The 18,639-nt window shown below is 70.8% G+C and carries 20 protein-coding genes; 7 read left to right on the forward strand and 13 right to left on the reverse strand.

What is annotated here, in order from left to right:
- Positions 1-69 precede the first annotated feature (69 nt).
- On the forward strand, positions 70-1,641 hold the full coding sequence (locus AMO33_RS02940) for a succinic semialdehyde dehydrogenase (protein ID WP_060590323.1): 1,572 nt from the start codon (positions 70-72) through the stop codon (positions 1,639-1,641).
- 11 nt (positions 1,642-1,652) lie between these two features.
- On the forward strand, positions 1,653-2,483 hold the full coding sequence (locus AMO33_RS02945) for an SDR family oxidoreductase (protein WP_060590325.1): 831 nt from the start codon (positions 1,653-1,655) through the stop codon (positions 2,481-2,483).
- A 3-nt stretch (positions 2,484-2,486) separates the two neighbouring features.
- Here AMO33_RS02945 and AMO33_RS02950 read toward each other — a convergent pair whose 3' ends face one another.
- Positions 2,487-3,278: a putative protein N(5)-glutamine methyltransferase gene (locus AMO33_RS02950; protein WP_060590327.1), complete on the reverse strand. Its 792-nt coding sequence runs from the start codon at positions 3,276-3,278 to the stop codon at positions 2,487-2,489.
- Between the two features lie 204 nt (positions 3,279-3,482).
- Between AMO33_RS02950 and AMO33_RS02955 the strand changes: the two genes are divergently transcribed.
- Positions 3,483-4,124 carry a hypothetical protein gene (locus AMO33_RS02955; RefSeq protein WP_060590329.1) on the forward strand — a complete coding sequence of 214 codons (642 nt, stop codon included), beginning with the start codon at positions 3,483-3,485 and terminating at the stop codon, positions 4,122-4,124.
- A 51-nt stretch (positions 4,125-4,175) separates the two neighbouring features.
- On the opposite strand, the gene AMO33_RS02960 is transcribed toward AMO33_RS02955, so the two are convergent.
- Positions 4,176-5,048: an ElyC/SanA/YdcF family protein gene (locus AMO33_RS02960; RefSeq protein ID WP_082668564.1), complete on the reverse strand. Its 873-nt coding sequence runs from the start codon at positions 5,046-5,048 to the stop codon at positions 4,176-4,178.
- Between the two features lie 184 nt (positions 5,049-5,232).
- Between AMO33_RS02960 and AMO33_RS02965 the strand changes: the two genes are divergently transcribed.
- A complete protein-coding gene (locus tag AMO33_RS02965) occupies positions 5,233-6,084 on the forward strand; it encodes a bifunctional 5,10-methylenetetrahydrofolate dehydrogenase/5,10-methenyltetrahydrofolate cyclohydrolase (RefSeq protein WP_060590331.1) in 852 nt (283 codons plus the stop codon).
- A gap of 4 nt (positions 6,085-6,088) precedes the next feature.
- Here AMO33_RS02965 and AMO33_RS02970 read toward each other — a convergent pair whose 3' ends face one another.
- Complete coding sequence (locus AMO33_RS02970; RefSeq protein WP_139337575.1) at positions 6,089-6,772, reverse strand: hypothetical protein; 684 nt, start codon at positions 6,770-6,772, stop codon at positions 6,089-6,091.
- A 107-nt stretch (positions 6,773-6,879) separates the two neighbouring features.
- On the reverse strand, positions 6,880-7,632 hold the full coding sequence (locus tag AMO33_RS02975; RefSeq protein ID WP_041561114.1) for a L,D-transpeptidase: 753 nt from the start codon (positions 7,630-7,632) through the stop codon (positions 6,880-6,882).
- Between the two features lie 153 nt (positions 7,633-7,785).
- Between AMO33_RS02975 and AMO33_RS02980 the strand changes: the two genes are divergently transcribed.
- Positions 7,786-8,865, forward strand: a complete 1,080-nt coding sequence (locus AMO33_RS02980) for a DNA topoisomerase IB (RefSeq protein ID WP_060590336.1) — start codon at positions 7,786-7,788, stop codon at positions 8,863-8,865.
- Between the two features lie 3 nt (positions 8,866-8,868).
- Here the strand turns inward: AMO33_RS02980 and AMO33_RS02985 are convergent, their stop codons facing one another.
- Positions 8,869-9,753: a hypothetical protein gene (locus tag AMO33_RS02985; RefSeq protein WP_011209959.1), complete on the reverse strand. Its 885-nt coding sequence runs from the start codon at positions 9,751-9,753 to the stop codon at positions 8,869-8,871.
- A 158-nt stretch (positions 9,754-9,911) separates the two neighbouring features.
- Positions 9,912-10,601, reverse strand: coding sequence for a cyclodeaminase/cyclohydrolase family protein (locus AMO33_RS02990; protein ID WP_011209958.1), 690 nt, complete (start codon positions 10,599-10,601; stop codon positions 9,912-9,914).
- 127 nt (positions 10,602-10,728) lie between these two features.
- Here AMO33_RS02990 and AMO33_RS02995 point away from each other — a divergent pair, with 127 nt between their 5' ends.
- Positions 10,729-11,766: an LLM class F420-dependent oxidoreductase gene (locus AMO33_RS02995; RefSeq protein ID WP_060590338.1), complete on the forward strand. Its 1,038-nt coding sequence runs from the start codon at positions 10,729-10,731 to the stop codon at positions 11,764-11,766.
- A gap of 68 nt (positions 11,767-11,834) precedes the next feature.
- Here AMO33_RS02995 and AMO33_RS03000 read toward each other — a convergent pair whose 3' ends face one another.
- On the reverse strand, positions 11,835-12,173 hold the full coding sequence (locus AMO33_RS03000) for an STAS domain-containing protein (RefSeq protein ID WP_011209956.1): 339 nt from the start codon (positions 12,171-12,173) through the stop codon (positions 11,835-11,837).
- A 684-nt stretch (positions 12,174-12,857) separates the two neighbouring features.
- Positions 12,858-13,262 (reverse strand): MarR family winged helix-turn-helix transcriptional regulator, encoded by a 405-nt coding sequence (locus tag AMO33_RS03005; protein WP_197657723.1) that lies wholly within the window; start codon positions 13,260-13,262, stop codon positions 12,858-12,860.
- A gap of 89 nt (positions 13,263-13,351) precedes the next feature.
- On the opposite strand from AMO33_RS03005, the gene AMO33_RS03010 reads away from it, so the two are divergent.
- Positions 13,352-14,077, forward strand: coding sequence for a glucose 1-dehydrogenase (locus AMO33_RS03010; protein WP_060590340.1), 726 nt, complete (start codon positions 13,352-13,354; stop codon positions 14,075-14,077).
- A 472-nt stretch (positions 14,078-14,549) separates the two neighbouring features.
- Here AMO33_RS03010 and AMO33_RS03015 read toward each other — a convergent pair whose 3' ends face one another.
- The 5 genes from AMO33_RS03015 to AMO33_RS03035 form a co-directional block, all read right to left on the reverse strand.
- Entirely contained in the window at positions 14,550-14,966 is a 417-nt protein-coding gene (locus tag AMO33_RS03015) for a type II toxin-antitoxin system VapC family toxin (protein WP_060590342.1), read from the reverse strand.
- On the reverse strand, positions 14,963-15,220 hold the full coding sequence (locus AMO33_RS03020) for a FitA-like ribbon-helix-helix domain-containing protein (RefSeq protein ID WP_060590344.1): 258 nt from the start codon (positions 15,218-15,220) through the stop codon (positions 14,963-14,965). Before AMO33_RS03020 ends, AMO33_RS03015 begins: the two co-directional genes overlap by 4 nt.
- A gap of 530 nt (positions 15,221-15,750) precedes the next feature.
- The gene (locus tag AMO33_RS03025; RefSeq protein ID WP_060590346.1) at positions 15,751-16,392 is read right to left on the reverse strand and encodes a LysE family translocator; all 642 of its coding nucleotides are present in this window, start codon (positions 16,390-16,392) and stop codon (positions 15,751-15,753) included.
- A 276-nt stretch (positions 16,393-16,668) separates the two neighbouring features.
- Positions 16,669-17,205 carry a hypothetical protein gene (locus tag AMO33_RS03030; protein WP_011209949.1) on the reverse strand — a complete coding sequence of 179 codons (537 nt, stop codon included), beginning with the start codon at positions 17,203-17,205 and terminating at the stop codon, positions 16,669-16,671.
- 43 nt (positions 17,206-17,248) lie between these two features.
- Positions 17,249-18,637: an MFS transporter gene (locus AMO33_RS03035; RefSeq protein ID WP_011209948.1), complete on the reverse strand. Its 1,389-nt coding sequence runs from the start codon at positions 18,635-18,637 to the stop codon at positions 17,249-17,251.
- Positions 18,638-18,639: the final 2 nt, after the last annotated feature.

Genomic DNA, 18,639 nt, shown 5'->3' on the forward strand with positions numbered 1-18,639 from the left:
TTAATCTAACACCACTGTTCAGTTAAACCTGACGCCTCCGTCTCCCGAGAACCCACGAGAGGGCCGCCGATGCCGACCGCCCCCCTGCCTGCCCTCGACTCCGCGCTGCCCGCCGACCTGGTGAAGCCGTTGCTGGACCGCGCCGTCGCGGGCGGCGCGGGCACGGTCGAGATGTTCGCGCCCGCCACCGGGCGCAAGATCGCCGATCTGCCCCAGTCCGCCACCGCCGACATCGAGCGGGCCTTCGCCACCGCGCGGGCGGCCCAGCGCGAGTGGGCCCGGCGACCGGTGCGCGAGCGGGTCGCGGTGCTGCGCCGCCTGCACGACATCGTGCTCGCCGAGCAGGACACCATCCTCGACATCGTGCAGACCGAGACCGGCAAGTCGCGGGCACACGCGTTCGACGAGGTCGCCGACGTGGCGGTGAACGCGCGGTACTACGCCTCGGTCGCCGAGCGGCTGCTGGCGCCCCGCAAGCCGCGCGGTGTCATGCCGGTGCTCACCCAGGTCGACGTGCTGCACCGGCCGAAGGGTGTGGTCGCGGTGATCTCGCCGTGGAACTACCCGCTGGCACTGGCCGCCTCCGACGCGCTGCCCGCCCTGGTCGCTGGCAACGCCGTGATCGCCCGCCCGGACAATCAGACCGCGCTCACCGCGCTGTGGGCGATCGACGCCGCCGAGCGGGCCGGACTGCCGAAGGGGCTGTGGCAGGCGGTGCTCGGCCGGGGGTCGGTGATCGGCGGCGAGGTGATCGCGCGCGCCGACTACGTCGACTACACCGGTTCCAGTGCGACCGGACGCACCATCGCCCAGCAGGCGGGGGAGCGGCTGATCGGCTACTCGCTCGAACTCGGCGGCAAGAATCCGCTGCTGGTGCTCGACGACGCCGACGTGACGCGCGCGGCCAAGATCGCGGTGCGGGCGTGCTTCGCCTCGGCGGGGCAGCTGTGCGAGTCGATCGAGCGGATCTACGTGCACGAGGCGGTGCACGACCGGTTCGTCGAGGAGTTCGTCGGCCACGTCCGGTCGATCCGGCTCGGCGGTGCCCTCGACTACAGTGCCGACATGGGGTCGTTGACCTTCCAGCGCCAGCTCGACACCGTGCGGGCCCACGTCGACGACGCGGTCGCCAAGGGCGCGACCGTGCTGGCCGGTGGGCGCGCCCGCCCGGATCTGGGCCCCTACTTCTACGAACCGACGGTGCTCACCGACGTGACCGAGGAGATGACGGTCTACCGGGAGGAGACCTTCGGACCGGTCGTCTCGATCTACCGGGTCGCCGACGAGCACGCCGCGGTCGAGGCCGCCAACGACACCCCCTACGGACTCAATGCCAGCGTGTGGACCAGGGATGCCGAGCGCGGCCGCCGCGTCGCCGCCCGCATCCGCGCCGGGTCGGTGAACGTCAACGAGGGCTTCATCGCCGCCTGGGGCAGCGCCGACGCGCCGTCGGGCGGGCTCGGTATCTCCGGCAACGGCCGCAGGCACGGCCCGGAGGGGCTGCTGAAGTACGTCGACACCCAGACCATCGCGGTGCAGCGGGTGCTGCCGATCGCGCCGCTGCCCGGCATGTCCGAGCAGTTGTGGGCCAAGACGATGACGCTCTACCTGGGCGTCATGAAGAAGCTGCGCCAGAAGTGAGAGGACGCCGTATGAAACTGGAGACGGTTGCGGGCAAGAAGGTGCTCGTCACCGGCGCCGCCATGGGCCTGGGCAAGTTGTTCGCCGAGCGCGCGGTCCGCGAGGGCGCGGCCGCGGTGGTGCTGTGGGACATCAACGAGCCGGCCCTGAAGGAGACCGCCGAGGGCATGACCGGGCGCGGCACGCAGATCCACACCCAGGTGGTCGACGTGTCCGACCGGGAGGCGATCGTGGCGGCGGCGGCCACCACCCGCGAAACCGTCGGCGACATCGACGTGCTGGTGAACAACGCGGGCATCGTGCGCGGCAACACCTACTTCTGGGAGACCGAGAACGTCGCCGACATCGAGAAGACGATGGCGATCAACTCGCTCGCCCCGATGTACGTCACGCTCGAGTTCCTGCCCGCGATGGTGCGCGGCACCGGGCAGGCCCGGGTGCTCACCATCGCGTCCTCGGCGGGTCTGGTGTCGAATCCGCGCATGAGCGTCTACGCGGCCTCGAAGTGGGCGGCGCTGGGCTGGTCGGACTCGGTGCGCCTGGAACTCGAGCAGGCGGGCCACGACCACGTGAAGGTCACCACGGTCTGCCCGACCTACATCGACACCGGGATGTTCGACGGCGCCAAGGGATTCTGGTTCACCCCGATCCTCAAGCAGGACGCGGTGGTCGACACCTCCTGGCAGGAGATGAAGAAGGGCACGCCGCTGGTGGTGCTGCCGTGGACCTCGCGCCTGAACAAGGCGCTGTCCGGCCTGCTGCCGGTGAAGCTGCGCGACCTGTTCCTGGACACGGTCGGCGTCTATCACTCGATGGATCAGTTCACCGGGCGCAAGAAGTAACGCTCAGCGCGTCCCGGTGACGACGGTGGCGTAGCGCTCGTCGGACTCGGCGCGCGCTGCGCGCAACCCGCGGGCACGCAGGAACTCGCCTGCCGCGGTTGCCTGTTCGCGGCTGCTCTCGAAGAACACGGTGCCCCCCGGAGCCAGCCAGTCGGGCGCGGCCGCGGCGACGCGGCGGAAGACGTCGAGCCCGTCGGCGCCCCCGTCGAGGGCGGCGCGCGGCTCGTGGTCGCGCGCCTCCGGCGGCATGCCGGCGATGCCCGCGGTCGGGACGTAGGGGACGTTGGCGAGCAGGATGTCGATGCGGCCGCGCAGGTCGGTGGGCAGCGCGTCGAACAGGTCGCCTTCGTGCACCGTGCCGTGACCGGCGAGGTTGCCGCGCGCACAGTGCACCGCGGTCGGATCGACGTCGGCGGCCGTGAGTTCCACGGTGCGGCCGTGGGCGCGCATCTCCGTCGCGAACGCCAGTCCGAGCGCGCCGCAGCCGCAGCAGAGGTCCACCACGCACAGCGTCCCCGGCCGCTCCCGCGCGACCGCGAGGGCGGTGTCGACGAGGAACGCGGTCCGGCGGCGCGGCACGAAGACGCCCGGTCGCACGGCCACCCGCAAGCCACGGAACTCCGCCCACCCCACCACGTACTCCAGCGGCGTGCCCGACACCCGCTGCCGCACCAGCTCCGCCAGCGGTGTGCCGGTCTCGGCGGCGGCGTCGGTGAGCAGGGCCGCCTCCTCCTCGGCGAAGACACAGCCCGCCGCCCGCAGGCGCGCCACCACCTCGGCGTCCACATGTCGCATCCGTTCATCCTGGGGTCGACCGCACCGTGCGCGCCACCGGATATGCGCGACCGCCGAACGCGGCGAGCTGTGCGGGCCGGGCGTGCCGGGGTCGATCCGGGTCGCGGGTGGGGGAGATCGCGATGGTGCTCGTCGCGCAGGCGTAGTGCGGTGCATACGGGGTAGGCGGCCTGATGAGCACCCACTTCGACGAATGGAGGCGTCATGAGAGACGTCGACGACACAGTTCCTGCCGACCGTGGCCGTCCGCTGCGCATTCCCCGGAGCCGGGGAGCTCTCGGCGGCCTCGCGGTACTGCTGCTGGGCGTCTGGGGCGCGCTGATCCCGTTCATCGGGCCGTCCTTCGATTTCGCGTTCACCCCCGACGAGCCGTGGACGTGGACGGCGGCGCGCGGCTGGCTCGAGGTACTGCCCGGTGTCGCCGCGATCATCGGCGGATTGCTCATGTTGGCCAGCCGCAACCGGCTGGTGGCGAGCTTCGGCGCGTGGCTGGCGGTCGCGGCGGGCGTGTGGTTCGTGATCGGGCCGGTCCTGGCGGAGCCGCTGGGGATCGGCTCGGCCGGTGACCCGGTGGCCGCGTCCGACGGGAAACGGGCGCTGCTGCACCTCACCTACTTCTCCGGCCTCGGCGCGCTGATCCTGTTCTTCGCCGCGACGTCGCTGGGCCGGTTGTCGGTGCGCAGCGTCCGCGACATCGCCTTCGCCCGGCGCGAGGTGGATGCCGGGGCGGTCGCCGACCGGCAGCGCCGCGTGGTCGACGCGCCGAGAACCGAGGGAACGGCCCCGTGGACCGGGCCCGCGGCGGGCCCGCGCCCGAACTACCCCGGGCTGCATCCCGGCGGGTGATCGGCGCCTTCGGCAGTCGGCCGGACGGAGCCCCGGGTCCGGCCGGCCGACTCAGCGCGAGGTGGCGAGCTGGAAGGTGCGGGTGGCGTCGAGGTAGATGCCGCGCTGGGCGTGCCGGGGCGGCGGCGGGAGCTGCGAGACCAGCTGTTCCAGCGAGGTCATCGCACCCACCACGGGAATGCCCGCCACGATGAAATCGGCGACCGCACGGCGGATGTGGTTCGGCGAGGTGACCACGACGGCGCTGCTCGCGCCGATGTCACGCAGCAGCCGGGTGCTGAACAGCGCGTTCTGCACGGTCGACCCGGCGCGGTTCTCGACGTGGATGCGGGCGGCGGGCAGGCCGCGTCCGACCAGCCAGTTGCGCATCGCCTCGGCCTCGGTGATGCCGTTCTGCGGATTCCCGCCCGTCACGACGACGGGGGAGAAGGGGGAGGCGATCGCCTGGATCCAGGCGGCGGTGAGCCGGTTGACCAGCTCGGGCCGGAGCGAGCCGTCCGGCAGCAGGCCGTAGCCGAGCACCACGATGCCGGTCTGCGGACCCACCAGGGCGGGCAGCGGATTCGGCAGGGTGCCCGCGGCGGCGCCGATCGCGTGCAGCACGTGATGTGTGCCGCCGGCCAGGCCGGGGTCGACGACCTGGAGCCGGGCCAGCGCGTCGGCCGTGGCGGGGACGTCGCCGGCGTAGTGCGACCAGATGGCCTGCAGCGAGAGTGCTTCCGCGTCGGCCGGGTCGATCGCGAGCAGCGCGCGCAGGTCGGCGCGTCCCGCCCCGTCGTTGCCGTCGGTGAAGTGGCGCTGCGCGGAGTTGTAGAGGGCGTCGGTTTCGGGGGCGGCCTGGGCGGGCGCACCCGCCAGGCCGGACAGGGTCAGGGCCGCGAAGCCGGCGGCGACCAGGGACTTCCACTGCCTCGAGATCTTCACTACGGTCGACACCTTTCCACGAGTGAACGGGTCCACGGCTGGATCGACCGGCCGGGGCCGGCGGGCGAAGCACACCCACCATACGACCGGCCGCCCCGATTGCGGCGCAATTGCGGCTGCTCGCCGCGGTCGTGTGCACCCGCAGCACCGGCGCGCCGGGACGCGAGGATTAGGCTGTCCCGACGTGGATACCGTTTCGCTGACCGGCAAGGAACTCGCCGCCGCCCTCAACGCCGACACCAAGCAGCGCGCCGAAGCGCTCACCGCGGGGGGCGTCGCCGCGCGGCTGGCGCTGATCGTGGCCAACGACGATCCGGCCAGCGCCTGGTATGTCAACTCGCTGCGCAAGGCCGCCGAACGGCTCGGAATCGCCTGTGAGCGTATCGATCTCGGCGCCGACGCGACCGCCGACGGCATCCGCGCCGAACTGCGCGAACGCAGCGCCGACCCCGACTTCGACGCCATCATGTTGCAGACCCCGCTGCCCGCGGGCGTCGCGCTCGACGACGTGAGCTCGGCGATCGCGGCCGACAAGGACGTCGACGGTGTGAGCCCGCTCTCGCTCGGCCTGCTCGCCGCCGGGCTGGCGGGCTTCGTGCCCGCCACCGCGCAGGCGGTGGTGGAGTTGCTGAAGCATCACGAGATCGCGCTGTCGGGCCGCCATGTCGCCGTCGTCGGCCGCTCGAACGTGGTCGGCAAGCCGCTGGCGCAGCTGCTGCTGGCCGAGAACGCGACGGTCACCGTCTGCCATTCCCGCACCACCGACCTGGCCGCGATCACCTCCACGGCCGATGTGGTGGTCGCCGCCGTCGGCCGCGCCGGACTGGTGACCGGCGATCACGTGCGTGCGGGCGCGGTGGTCGTCGATGTCGGCACCAACGAGGCCGAGGACGGCGGCATCGTCGGTGACGTGGACGCGGAGTCGGTGCGCGGCAAGGCCGCCGGGCTGAGCCCGGTACCTGGCGGGGTCGGGCCGGTCACGACAGCGCTGCTCATGCGGCACGTCGTCGAGGCCGCCGAGCGGCACCGCGGCTGACGGCTCAACCGTCGGCGGCGATCGCGGTGATGAGGGTGCGGTCCGCGCTGGTGGCCACGCTCACCACCTGCGGGTTGTAGCTGACCGGGGCCTGGCCCGGCCGGTATTCGGTGATCACCACGCGGTACTGGTCGACGCCTGCGCCGGGGCTGATCGTCACGCAGTGGATGGTGTCGGCCGGCACCGAATCGATGCCGCGCTGGATCTCGGCCACGGTCGGCACCGCGGCGTCGGGGGCGACCACCGCCCTGGCCAGCTCGGCCGAGCGTTGCACGTAGTAGGCGTATTGGAAGGCGAAGATCGCCGCGGGCCCGGAATCGGTGCCGCCGACGCCGTTGCCCTGGATCCGCTCACCCACCCGCTCGGCCGGGCAGCGGTCCGCGGGCGCGGGCTGCGCGGGCGCCGGCTGGTCGGTCGCGGTGTGCTGCGGATCGGGGGCGCCGCGGAAGAAGACGACCGCGGCGGCGACCAGCGCCACCGCGGCCAGCGAGCCGAGCAGCACCGGCGCCCAGCGCGCGATCGGCTTGCGCTTGGGGGTGCGGTCGATCATCCGCGCGAAGACGTCGTCCTCCGGAAAGAACGCCGGGGGCCGCACCGGTCGCGGGGTGTCGGACAACGGATCGAACGGCGGCCGTTCGCCGGAGGACGCCGGTGTGTGCGGCCGCATCCCCGAGTCCGGTCGATTCACTGTCCCCACCCTTCATCCGATCGGCGCGCGCCTGCCTCGAAACAACTCCCCGGGGCACGATACCGCCGGGGAGTGGGGAAGGGCGAAAAGCGACGCGCGGACCGCGCTCACCAGTGGATGTAGACCGGATCGCCGATGCCGACCGTGTTGTAGTACCAGGCGGCGTCGTCGGGGGAGAGGTTGATGCAGCCGTGACTGACGTTGGCGTAGCCCTGCGAGTCGACCGACCACGGCGCCGAGTGCACGAACACCCCGCCCCAGGTGAGCCGGACCGCGTACTCGCCGTCGATCAGGTAGCCCTCCGGCGAGCTCAACGGGATGCCGATGGTGCGCGAGTCGAAGACGATCGAGCGGAACTTTTCCAGCACGGGGAAGGTCCCGGTCGGGGTCTCGAAGCCCGGCTTGCCCATCGACGCGGGCATGGTGCGCACCACTTGGCCGCCGATGCTGACGGTGAAGGTGTGCGCGGACAGGTCGGCCTCGGCGTAAACGCCTGCGTTGGTGCGGAATTCGGTGCGGACATCGCCCGCCCGCACGGTGATCGTGCTGTCGGCGGGCAACGGGGCCGACGGAGTCCAGGTGAGGGTGCGGTCACCGGTCCAGGCGACGGTGCCCGGCAGCGGTGCGGCGGCCTCGACCCGGACGGCGCGCTCGACCCGCGCGCGGTCGGTGACGGGCTGGGTGAATTCGACGGTCACGGGATGGGCGATGCCCACCATCCGGCCGTCCGACGGCGTGATCGCGGCGATCGTGCCGGTGGTCGTGGTGCCGACGAGCGTCGCGGCCGCCGCGCCGGAGCCGAACACTGCCAGCGCGATGACCACGATCGCGAGGAACAGGTGGCGACGAACGCTCCTCATGGCGGCCACCCCTTTCGAGCTGGTGTGGGCCTGGGTAGACCAGTCTACGCGCGCATGATCAACAGTGCCCGGCCGTTGTGAAACACCCCTCCTCCATACCCATAGTCGGCGTGTTCGTGGGTACCCCGCCCGCACGATGTGGAAGGAGTCCCCATGCGATTGCGGCGCAGCAGACCCGACGGCCCCGGCTTCCTGCGGGTGCGGCGCGGGCGCGGCTTCTCCTACGTCACCAGCGACGGCGAAACCGTCACCGACGAGGAGACCCTCGCGCGGATCAAGGCACTGGTCATCCCGCCCGCCTGGCGGGACGTGTGGATCTGCCCCTACCCGAACGGGCACCTGCAGGCCGTCGGTGTCGACGCCGCCGGGCGCAAGCAGTACCTCTACCACGAGCAGTGGCGCCGCGAACGCGACGAAGTGAAGTTCGACCGGGTGCTGGAGATGGCGGCCCGGCTACCGGAGTTCCGCGCGCGGATCGCCGCCGATCTGGAGCTGCCCGGCCTGGAGCGGCGCCGGGTCGAGGCGGTCGCGCTCGGGCTGATCGATCGCGGCGTGTTCCGGGTGGGCGGCGAGGAGTACGCGCAGGAGAACGGCACCAGGGGCATGGCCACCCTGCTCCGCGCGCAGGTCACGGTGTCGGGCGCGGAGATGACCTTCGACTACATCGCCAAGAGCGGGATCCGCCGCCGGGTCCGCATCGAGGATCCCGCCCTGGCCAGGGCGGTGCGCGCGCTGAAACGCAGCCGCGCCGAGTCCGAGCGTCTGCTCACCTACCGCTGTCCCGACGGGGCCTACCGCGAACTGCACGCCGAGGAGATCAACGCGCGCTTCAAGGAGCTGGTCGGCGAGGAGTGCAGCGCCAAGGACCTGCGCACCTGGCAGGGCACGGTGCTGGCCGCCGTCGGGTTCGGCGCCATCGCGCTGCCGACCTCGCAGCGCGCACGCAACAAGGCGATCCGGGCGGTGATGGTGGACGTGTCCAACGCGTTGGGCAACACCCCCGCCATCGCGAAGTCCTCCTATGTGGACCCGCGGGTGGTGGCCGCGTTCGAGGAGGGCGCGACGATCGCGGCGGCGATGCGGCGGGCCGACCGCGTCACCGATCTCACCGAGCAACAGCAGATCATCGACCGGGCCGTCATCCGGCTGATCACCGCGCAGCAGAAGCGGGCGCGCCGGGCGGCGCGAGCCGTCCGGGCCGGGGTGGCCAGGCAGGCGCGCGCGGCGGCGTGAGGGTCAGAAGCGTCCCGTCACACCGGCTTTCGGTGTCTCCGGCGCCCGGGTGATCCGACCGCCGACCCGCTCCTGCACCGTGAACCCGTAGCGGCGGCACCAGGCGGCCAGCGCCGGAATCGCGGTCTCGTCGTGGAAGATCGGCACCAGCCTGCCGACGATGGTCATCCGGTGCTCGTCGGCGGCCCGGCACAGATGCAGCAGGTTCGCGCTGCCCAGACCCATCCCGCGCAGCGCCGGGGCCACCGTGATCGTGTCGAGTTCGATGGTGCTGGTGCGGATCTCGAACGACACCTCGACCGGGCCCGGCCCCGACCGGCGCAGCCCGGCCGGGTCGGCGGGGATCGGTCGCAGCGAACCGGGCAGGTGGTCGATCAGCGGGCGGCGTGCGAGGTCGTCGGGCGCCAGGCGGATCAGCGTCAACAGGTGCTGGGTCAGCTGGTGCACGCCCGAACGGTCGCCCTCGGCGGCCTGCTCGCGCACCGCCGGGCAGGCGCGCGCGACCGCCGCGAGCCCCTCGGTCCAGCGCGGCGCGACGAGCCGGTAGCGCGGGACCAGCCGGGCGATGGTCGCCTCCAGCCCGACCACGCCCTGGGTGCCGGGGGTCTCGCCGCCCGACAGCACTCCCCAGCGCCTGTCCTCCGCGCCGACACCGTGGCGCGACAGCTCCCGGCGCAGCCGGTCGAGCTTGCGTTCGGCGCGTTCGAGCTTGCCGCCGGGCAGTCGGTGCACCCAGGTCGGCCAGCCGTCGATATTGGTGCGGATGCGCAGATCGTTGAGGGCGATCCTGGCCGCGCGGAAATTGCTCCACGCTTGCTCGCGGCGTTCGAGCAGTTGCCGCGCCGGATCATGATCGCCCCCTGGCGAGGACGGCACCTCGTCACTCATGACACCCAACGGTAGATGGCCGCGGGCAACCGCGCCGCGACTACCTGTGACCTGGGGTTCGAGGTCGCTCCGACGCCGCTGGTCACCTCACATGCCAGCGGTTAGCCGGGCGATCACGCGGACGGGCGTGTCGGCGAGTCCGCGAGGACGCCGGAGCGCTAGGACGAGCGGACCGCGTGCAGCACGTCGGCGTGCAGGCCGTCGGCACGCGCGGTGATCTCCTCGATCCTGGCCAGCGTCGGCGCGAACCGATCGCCCTCGGCGGCGGGCAGCGAGGCCACGTTGATCTCGATGTTGAGCTGCGAGCTGGTCGCGGCGGCCCGGGCGGCGTCGGCGGCGGCGCCGATGTCGGTGACCACGTTCGGATTGCCGATCGGCAGCAGCTCGGCGGCCAGCGAAAGCACCTCGTCGGCCTCGTCCACCACGGCCGCCGGAACGCGTGCGGCCTCGATGAGCGCCGCGGTGATGGCCTCCTGGCGGTGCTGGGCCTCGGCGTCGGTGCCCTTGGGCAGCTTGTAGGCGTCGCCGACGGCGGTGAAGGCGGCGGCGTCGGCCTCGGCCAGCGCCAGCGAGCGCGCGCGGGCCGCGTCGGCGGCCTCGATGATCCGGTCGATCACCGGCCGGTGCTCGGCGTCCTTGGCCCGGGTGGTGTAGCGGGCCACCATCGCGACCAGCGCCGCGCCCTGGGCGGCGTGCAGCGCGGCGACGGCGCCGCCACCGGGGGCGGGCACCTTCGCCGCCAGCTCCGACAGGTACCCGGCGAGGGTGGCCGCACCGAAGGACGCGGCTTCCTGGGACGACCCGCTCGGGGACGACGTGGCCTGGGACGACGTGGTCGGCTGCGACACGGAGGGTGGCCTTTCCTGCTTCGGCGAGTGACTACGGCCTCACGCTACTCGGCGCCCGCTCGCCGTCCGCGCCCGACACCGCGAGCCGGTGCGCGCCCGCGCGATAGCCGGGGTTATGTTGAGCACTATGCGGATCGGATTGGGCATCAACTACTCGGGCGGCTTCAAAGAGGTCGCGGCCGAAGTGGCCGACCTGGAGAGAGCCGGACTCGACATCGTCTTCGTGCCCGAGGCGTACTCCTTCGACGCGGTCAGCGCGCTGGGCTACCTGGCCGCCCGAACCGAACGGGTGCAGCTGGCGTCGGGCATCCTGCAGCTCTACACCCGCACCCCCAGCCTCACCGCCATGACCGCCGCGGGCCTGGACTTCGTCTCCGACGGCCGCTTCCTGCTCGGCCTCGGCGCCTCCGGCCCGCAGGTCATCGAGGGCTTCCACGGCGTGCCCTACGACGCGCCCATCGGCCGCACCCGCGAACTGGTGGAGATCTGCCGCAAGGTGTGGCGGCGCGAACGCCTGGAATACCAGGGCAAGTACTACCAGATCCCGCTGCCCGCCGAGCGCGGCACCGGCCTGGGCAAGCCGCTCAAGCTCATCAATCACCCCGTGCGCGACCGCATCCCGGTCCTGCTGGCCGCCCTCGGCCCCAAGAACGTCGAACTGGCCGCCGAGATCGCCGAGGGCTGGCAGCCGATCTTCTTCCTGCCCGAGAAGGCCACCGAGGTCTGGGGCGAATCGCTGGCCGCGGGCCGCGCCAAGCGCGATCCCGCCCTGGGCGAGCTGGAGGTGTTCGCCGGCCCGGCGCTGGCCATCGGCGAGAACGTCACCCCGCTGCTCGAGTTCGTCAAGCCGCACCTGGCCCTCTACATCGGCGGCATGGGCGCCAAGGGCAAGAACTTCTACCACACCCTGGCCACCAAGTACGGCTACGGCGCCGAAGCCGACCGCATCCAGGAGCTCTACCTGGCCGGCAAGAAGGAGGAGGCCGCCAAGGTGGTCCCCGACGCGCTCGTCCGCGACATCTCCCTGGTCGGCCCCGCCGGTTTCGTCAAGGAACGCATCGCCGCCTTCCGCGAGGCGGGCGCCACCGTGCTGAACGTGGTGCCGATGGCAGGCACCGCCGCCGAACGGGTGAAACTGATCGAGCAGCTGCGCGAACTGCTCTGACCCCGGCAAGCGCAGAACGAACGGCGTCCCGGCTCTCCGCCGGGACGCCGTTCGTGGTTCGGGAGCGGTCAGCCCTTGCCGACCGCGGCCAGCGCCGCGTCCAGGGTCGAATACAGCGCGAACACCTGGTCCAAGCTGGTCATCTTCAACTGTCTGCTGGTGGCGGGCCCGTCCGCGACCACCGCGATCGTGGTCGCCGCACCGGCCCGCTGATGCGCGGCAACCAGCGCCGCCATCCCGGCCGAAGCCAGGAAACTGACCCGCGTGAGGTCGATGATCAGGGCCGCCGGCTTCTCGCCGAGCACCCCTTCGATCGCATTCTCCAGCGCGGGAGCGGTCGCCAGGTCCACCTCGCCGGCCACCGTCAACACGGTGGCCCCGTCGTGCACCGCGACGGAGGTGGTCATCGTGTCCGCCAGGGGATACGCGTCTCCGGAAGTGTTGGTCACGACTCCACGACACACAACTTCCGGCCAAAGCGCAAGTCAAGTGTGCACATGGACCGCTGGCTATGTGGCGACTCGATTGACCCGGACAGTTGGGCGCGGTGGGTGGCTCGACGCGTTGTGAAGCGGATTTGCCCGACGGTGCGTGAAAAGAGAGCGGTGAAGGCAAACTAGCGGCAACACGATGTCTGGTGTCGTCAGAAGGACGGTCGCCGGCGCGGTCACTCCCTGGCGGTCGCGGGTGCAGCCAACAGCATGTGCAAGCCGGCGTCGAGGCCGGCGGCGAAGGTGTCGGGGTCGGAGACCACGGTGGTGTCCAGATCGATGCCTAAGTGGCAGGTATCGACGTGCGAGACCAGGGCGGCGTTGAACGCTGTGCCAAGGGTGGGGGGAAGGCGTAGAGGCGCCGGATTTCGGCGCCGGCGAGGTGGAGCGGTACGGGCGAGCCCGGCACGTTGGCTGGACTGGGTGCAGATCGGCGGCATGGGTGGCCCAGAGATCACGGCACATCGAGCAGCACCACTCGCTGGACTCCGCTGCGCGCACTCGGCGACCAATCGGCCGTCCACACGGTTGCGAGATGGCCGACAAACTCATGAAGCTGGTCGAGGGGTGCGGATCCGGATACGGGGGCGGCTGGAGCGGTTACGGGTTGATAAGGGCGGCCAGCGGGGCGAAGCGGGTGGGGTCCGTGGCTATGAGGGTGGAGAGGCGGGTGGCGATGGCGGTGGCGAGGGTGTCGCGGATTTCCCGGCGGAGGGCGTCGCCCTCGCGGGTGAGGACGACGCGGCTGACGCGGCGGTCGGTCGGGTCGGGTTCGCGGGCGAGCAGGCCGCGGCGGGAGAGGCGGTCGACCATGCCCGTGACATTGGTCTTGTCGCAGCCGAGGCGGGCGGCGATGGTGCCGAATGAGGGCGGGTCGTTGCCGAGCAGGCACAGCAATTGCGTTTGTTGACTGGTCAATTCGTATTGGCGGGCGACCTCGGCGTAGAGCACGGCGATTTCGCGATGCAGGGACATCACCGCGGTGGTCAGGTCGTCGGGAGTCACGAAGACAGTCTAGCTCCTCGACCATTGACATCCTCCACCTAATAGTCGAGCATCTCGACTATTAGCCATCGCTACTTCAGGGAGTGCTCATGACCGTCGCCCTCGTCACCGGCGGCTCGCGGGGTATCGGCCGCGCCATCGCCACTCGTCTCGCCGCTGACGGCGCGGCCGTGGTGGTCAACTATCGCCGAAACGCCGCGGCGGCATCGCAAGTCGTCACCCAGATCGAGCGAGCGGGCGGCCGGGCGCTGGCCGTTGCCGCCGACGTGGCCGATCCCCCGCACCTGCGGGGACTATTCGAGGCCACCGAGCGAACCTTCGGCGGCCTCGACGTCCTCGTCGTCAACGCGGGCGTGGCCCACTTCGCACCCATCGCCGAAACCACCGACGCCGACTTCGACGAACTCTTCGCGGTCAACACCCGAGCCACCTTCCACGCCCTGCGCGAGGCCGCAAACCGCCTGCGCGACGGCGGCCGCATAGTAGTGATCTCCAGCGGCGCGGTCGCCACCGCCCGCCCCGGCTCGGGCGCGTACGCCGCCAGCAAGGCCGCCGTCGACCAGCTCGTCCGGACGGCCGCATCCGAACTCGGCCCGCGCGGCATCACCGTCAACAGCGTCCTCCCCGGCGCGATCCGCACCGACGCCCTCGTCACGACCCGAGACCCCGCCGCCCTCGACCAGGTAGCCGCCCAAACCCCCCTCCGCAGAATCGGCGAACCCGACGACATCGCCGCCATCGTCGCCTTCCTCACCTCCCCCGACGCCCGCTGGATCACCGGCCAACGCATCCACGCGGGCGGCGGCCTCTTCTAATACTGCAACCACACGCAGGAGGGTGGGTGGCCTCGTCGGTGATGGGACAAGCGGGCTTGCCGTGGCTTGCCTTCGCCGGCATGGGGGACGGTCCCGACCGGCTGCGACTACGAGACTTCCGGGTCCGGGCCAGGGTGCTGGGGGTGCGAGCGGAATCAACCAGCTGACGAAGCCTGCCCGGTGTGCGTCCAGGGCCGTAGTTCCCGGTTTCATCTCCCGGAAGGGCCGTAGGAGGGGCGGGCGGGTCGGTACCGTCACCGGCATGAGCGGGAGTTGCGCTCCGTCCTCACTCATGGCGATCCCATGAAAGCGGGAATCCCAGTGAGCGAGACTTTCACGATTCTCGAAGATGACGCGCTGACGATCGGTGCAACCGGGAGCCGGCCGTGGTGTGCCCGCTCTGATCAGGGGTGGGCCAGGCGTTGCGCGCCGAAACAGCGGCGATCGAGATGGCCTGCTGCCGGACCGTGGACTAGTGCCAGGGGTCGATAGTGGGCACATCGGCTGCCTCGAACGGTGACCGGTCGCGGGTGGCGACGGCGAAGCCTGCGGCGGCCGCGGTGGCGGCGATCATGCCGTCGGCGACGGCGATTGCGAGCCCCTGAGCGCGGGCCTGCGACATCAGGCGGGCGTATTCCGTGGTGGCATTCAGGTCGTAGGCCAGGATGCGGCCGGTGAACGCGGGCAGGGTGTGGTTCTCCAGCCAGTCGGTGAACTCGTCGCGGCGGCGCCCGCTAGGCATGGTCGCGATGCCGTAGCGGAGTTCGCCGACGGTGACGGCCGACAGGTACAGGGTTTCGCTGACTTGGGCGTCGAGCCATGCCATGACCCGTTCGTCGGGGGCCTTGGTGGTGGGTTCGCTGATGACGTTGGTGTCGAGGATGATCACTGGCCGAACACCATCGGCTCGTGCGGGGTCTGGTCGCGGCCGAAGTAGATGTCGCGTTCATCGTCGGTGAGCCGGCTCTCTTCGCTGATGACGCCTGCGAGGAGTGTGCCGATCTTGGTCCGCTCGGTCGGTTTGACCGCTTCGGTGAGGATGGCGCGCATCTCGGCTTCGATGCTGCGTTCGTTGGCGGCCGCGCGTTGGCGGATGGCGCGGTGTACTTCGTCGCTCAGATTCCGGATCGTCACGTTCTTCATGCGCTTATCCACTCCTCACAGCCACTCTTGTTGATAGCAGCGCGACGCTCGATGCCATCAATGCTGCATCACCAGCATATCCGCTATCACGTCACCGTGCGCCCCTGTGGCTGGGCCACGGCCACCTGGGGGCCGCCGTTCGCCGAAGCGGCGCCGGTCGCGATCGTTGTGGTACATCCCCATCGTCGGCCCCTCGACGCCGATGGCACCTGCACCTCCGCCACCCTCGAGCGTCGCGCCGACATCCGGGTTCTGGTGTCGATGAGTCGGACGGACACGCCGGCGACGTGCAGGAGCGGTGCCGCGGACGACGGAAACGACTCGCAAGTCAACCGTGTACATGAGCAGGTGCGCGACACACCGTGCCGGTCATCACGCCGCCGTGCCGAATGCACGTCACGCGCGGACACCGGCTCGTAGGCGCCGTCCCCGCTGCGTTGCCATCGAGGGATCGCGCTGACGCTGCGCGCCTTCTCCGACGCCGCGGCGCGGTGCAGCGATCGTCTTCTCGCTGCTCGGCGGCGCGGGGGTCAGGCCTTGCTCTCGGCGAGCAGGAGTGTCCCGCCCAGGCCGATCATCATGCCGCCTCCGCTCGCCCGCACCGCCGCGAGCCGTCGTGGCGAGCGGGCGAACCACGTCCGTGCCGAGCCGGCGATCAACGCCCAGGTGGCATCGCACAGGAAGGCGATCACCGTGAAGACGACGCCGAGCACGAGCATCTGCACCGGGACGGCCCCGGCATGGAAGTCGACGAACTGGGGCAGTGCCGCGACGAAGAACACGATCGTCTTCGGATTGGTCGCTCCCACGATGAACCCTTGGCGGAGCACCGTGGGCGAGGAGACGCCTCGGGGCGTGACGGCGGCGCTCTTGCCCAGCCCGTCTTTCCGATGCCGGATGGCCTGCACGCCGAGGTAGGCGAGATACGACGCGCCGAGGATCTTGACGATGGTGAACAGGGCGACGGACTGCGCGACGATCGAGCCGACGCCGAAGGCCACGGCGGTGATGGGGATCAGCCCGCCCAACTCGTTGCCGACGACGCTCCACAGCCCGCCGCGCCGCCCGAGGGACAGGGAACGACCGATCACGAAGAGCACGCTGGGCCCGGGGATGGCGATGAGGATCAGCGAGGCGAGGGCGAAGGTGATGAGGGCTTCGACGGACGGCACGACCTCACCCTATCGCCGCGATGCGCCGTCTCGTCCCCGGCGGCAGCTCGACCATGGACCACCGGCGCCTGCCTGCGGCTGCGGCCAGGCCGCATCCACGTGCCACCGAACCGGCTCGACAACGACCCCGCCGATGAAATTGGAACCGGCTGCGCACATGCCGTGGGCGCCGCAGTCAGGTGGTGATGTGAGCCGAGACCTGCCGAGCTGAATGTGGCGGCCAGCCGTGCCCCAGCAGCACCGCTCACGGGAGCGGATCGCGGTGCGACTCGACGATCAGTGCGTGAGGGCGATCTTGACGATGACGACGAGGGTGGCGGCGAGTGTGAGCAGGAGTGCGGTGAGCAGGGTGGTGCGAGTGGGTCGCCGGCCGCGGAGCCTGCCGATGACGAAGGCGATGCCACCGATGCGGGTGAGAATGACGACCTCGGCGAGGATTTGGGCGTTGCGCGGTTCGAGCCAGGCCAACCATCCCGCGGCGAGAACAAGACAGGGGAGGATGGCGGAGGTGAGGATGGGCACCGAGTTGCGGAGTTCGCGAAGGCGGTCGGTGAGGGTGGGCGTTTCCTGGTCGCGCACTGTGCGAGCGACCGATTCGGCGAAACTGTGGGCGACGAACGTCGAGGCGGACGTACCGAGGACGACGAGTATCCCGAGGTGCTTTTCGGCGGTGACGATGGGGACGAGTGCGGTCAGCGCGAGGATGTTGCCGTAGATGTAAGCGCTGATACGGCTGGCGGCGTTGCTTCGGTCCAGTGGGGTTCGCCGGAAGAACAACGGCCGGTGCAGCAGGCTGTCCGGACTGGAATCCACTGTCGTCCTCCCTGCTCCAGGGTGTTCACGTGCGTGCCGGCGTTCACCCGCTGCGGCTACCGGCTCGCGTGGTGCTTCGGCTGCGGGGCAGGAACATGGCCGCGATGAGGCCGGCGGCGGCGGCCACGGCCAGAGCGATCATGGCGGCGGCATATGCGTGGGTGGTCAGGCCGGCGACCAGGATGGTCCCGGCGATGGCGGTGCCCAGGCAGGAGCCGAGGTTGGAGATGCTGCGGGACAGTCCCGAGATCTCGCCTTGCAGGCTGTCGCTGAACGCGGATTGGACGATGTCGACCGAGGGCGTGAGCATGGTGCCGAGCCCGACTCCGATCAGCAGGAGGCCGGGGGCGAATCCCCATGGGTTGACCGAGCGGCCCGCCAGGGCGAGGAGGACCGCGATGCCGGCGATGGTGGTGGCGAAGCCGATGATGATCAGGGCGCGACGGGTCCGCCGCCGGGCCAGCCACGCGGCCGACAGCGAGGTGGCGAGGAGCCCGGCGGTGGCGGCGGTGAAGATGACGCCGGTTTGGATGGCGTTGTAGCCGCGGACGACCTGGAGGTATGCCGAGACCACGAACGAGGTGCCCATGAGTACCAACCACTGGATGTTCTGGGTGATCAACCCGAGATTGGCTGTGCGATTGCCGAACAGGCGTGTGGAGAGCAGGGGTTCGCGACCGGCACGTTCGGTTGCCCGCGCGGTGACGAAGAAGACCGTGAGTGCCAGCGCGCCGCCGATGCTGAGCGCGAGTGCCAGGAAGAGACTGTCGTCGGCGGCGAGGATGCCCGCGACGAGCAGGATCAGGCCGGCTGCCGACAGGACTGCCCCGCGGGCGTCGAATGGCCGGGCCGGGTCCGGCGGTAGCGGGTCGAGGATCCGCCGGCTGGACACGATGATGACGAGGACGACCGCGGCTTGGAACACGAAGGCGGCGCGCCAGCTCAGGGTGTCTGTGATGAAACCGCCGATCAGCGGGCCGGCGGCTGCCCCGACCCCGCCGAGCGCCATGATTGTGCCGAAAGCCCGTGCCCGTGCGTCGGAATCGGTGAACAGCAGGGTGGCGAGGATGTAGACCGGTGGGATCAGCATCGCGGTGCCGATCCCTTCGAGAATCGAGTTGCCCAGTATCAGCACACCGAGCGATGGCGCGAGCGCACAGACGAGCGCGCCGACGCCGTACACCGCGAGACCGGTGACGAAGCAGCGTTTTCGGCCGTAGCGGTCGGTCAGCTTGCCGCCGGGGATCATCAGCGCGGCCATCACCAACAGGAAAAGGGTGATGGTGAGCTGTACACCGTGGACGGTGGTGTTCAGGTCGTCGCTGATGTCGGTGATCATCACGTTCATGTTGGAGCCGGCGAAGCTGCAGATGAACTGTGCCAGCGCCAAGGGCAGCAGGACCCCGCGCGGACGATCGCCGGACACCGCCATGG

Origin of the sequence: Nocardia farcinica, from assembly GCF_001182745.1 — a bacterium.
GTDB lineage: Bacteria > Actinomycetota > Actinomycetes > Mycobacteriales > Mycobacteriaceae > Nocardia > Nocardia farcinica.

Bases quoted from the DNA above. Each gene is read 5' to 3' on its own strand.
- AMO33_RS02940 (WP_060590323.1), top strand. From the start codon at position 70: ATGCCGACCGCCCCCCTGCCTGCCCTCGACTCCGCGCTGCCCGCCGAC.
- AMO33_RS02945 (WP_060590325.1), top strand. From the start codon at position 1,653: ATGAAACTGGAGACGGTTGCGGGCAAGAAGGTGCTCGTCACCGGCGCC.
- AMO33_RS02950 (WP_060590327.1), bottom strand. From the start codon at position 3,278: ATGCGACATGTGGACGCCGAGGTGGTGGCGCGCCTGCGGGCGGCGGGC.
- AMO33_RS02955 (WP_060590329.1), top strand. From the start codon at position 3,483: ATGAGAGACGTCGACGACACAGTTCCTGCCGACCGTGGCCGTCCGCTG.
- AMO33_RS02975 (WP_041561114.1), bottom strand. From the start codon at position 7,632: ATGAGGAGCGTTCGTCGCCACCTGTTCCTCGCGATCGTGGTCATCGCG.
- AMO33_RS02980 (WP_060590336.1), top strand. From the start codon at position 7,786: ATGCGATTGCGGCGCAGCAGACCCGACGGCCCCGGCTTCCTGCGGGTG.
- AMO33_RS02985 (WP_011209959.1), bottom strand. From the start codon at position 9,753: ATGAGTGACGAGGTGCCGTCCTCGCCAGGGGGCGATCATGATCCGGCG.
- AMO33_RS02995 (WP_060590338.1), top strand. From the start codon at position 10,729: ATGCGGATCGGATTGGGCATCAACTACTCGGGCGGCTTCAAAGAGGTC.
- AMO33_RS03000 (WP_011209956.1), bottom strand. From the start codon at position 12,173: ATGACCACCTCCGTCGCGGTGCACGACGGGGCCACCGTGTTGACGGTG.
- AMO33_RS03010 (WP_060590340.1), top strand. From the start codon at position 13,352: ATGACCGTCGCCCTCGTCACCGGCGGCTCGCGGGGTATCGGCCGCGCC.
- AMO33_RS03020 (WP_060590344.1), bottom strand. From the start codon at position 15,220: ATGAAGAACGTGACGATCCGGAATCTGAGCGACGAAGTACACCGCGCC.
- AMO33_RS03035 (WP_011209948.1), bottom strand. From the start codon at position 18,637: ATGGCGGTGTCCGGCGATCGTCCGCGCGGGGTCCTGCTGCCCTTGGCG.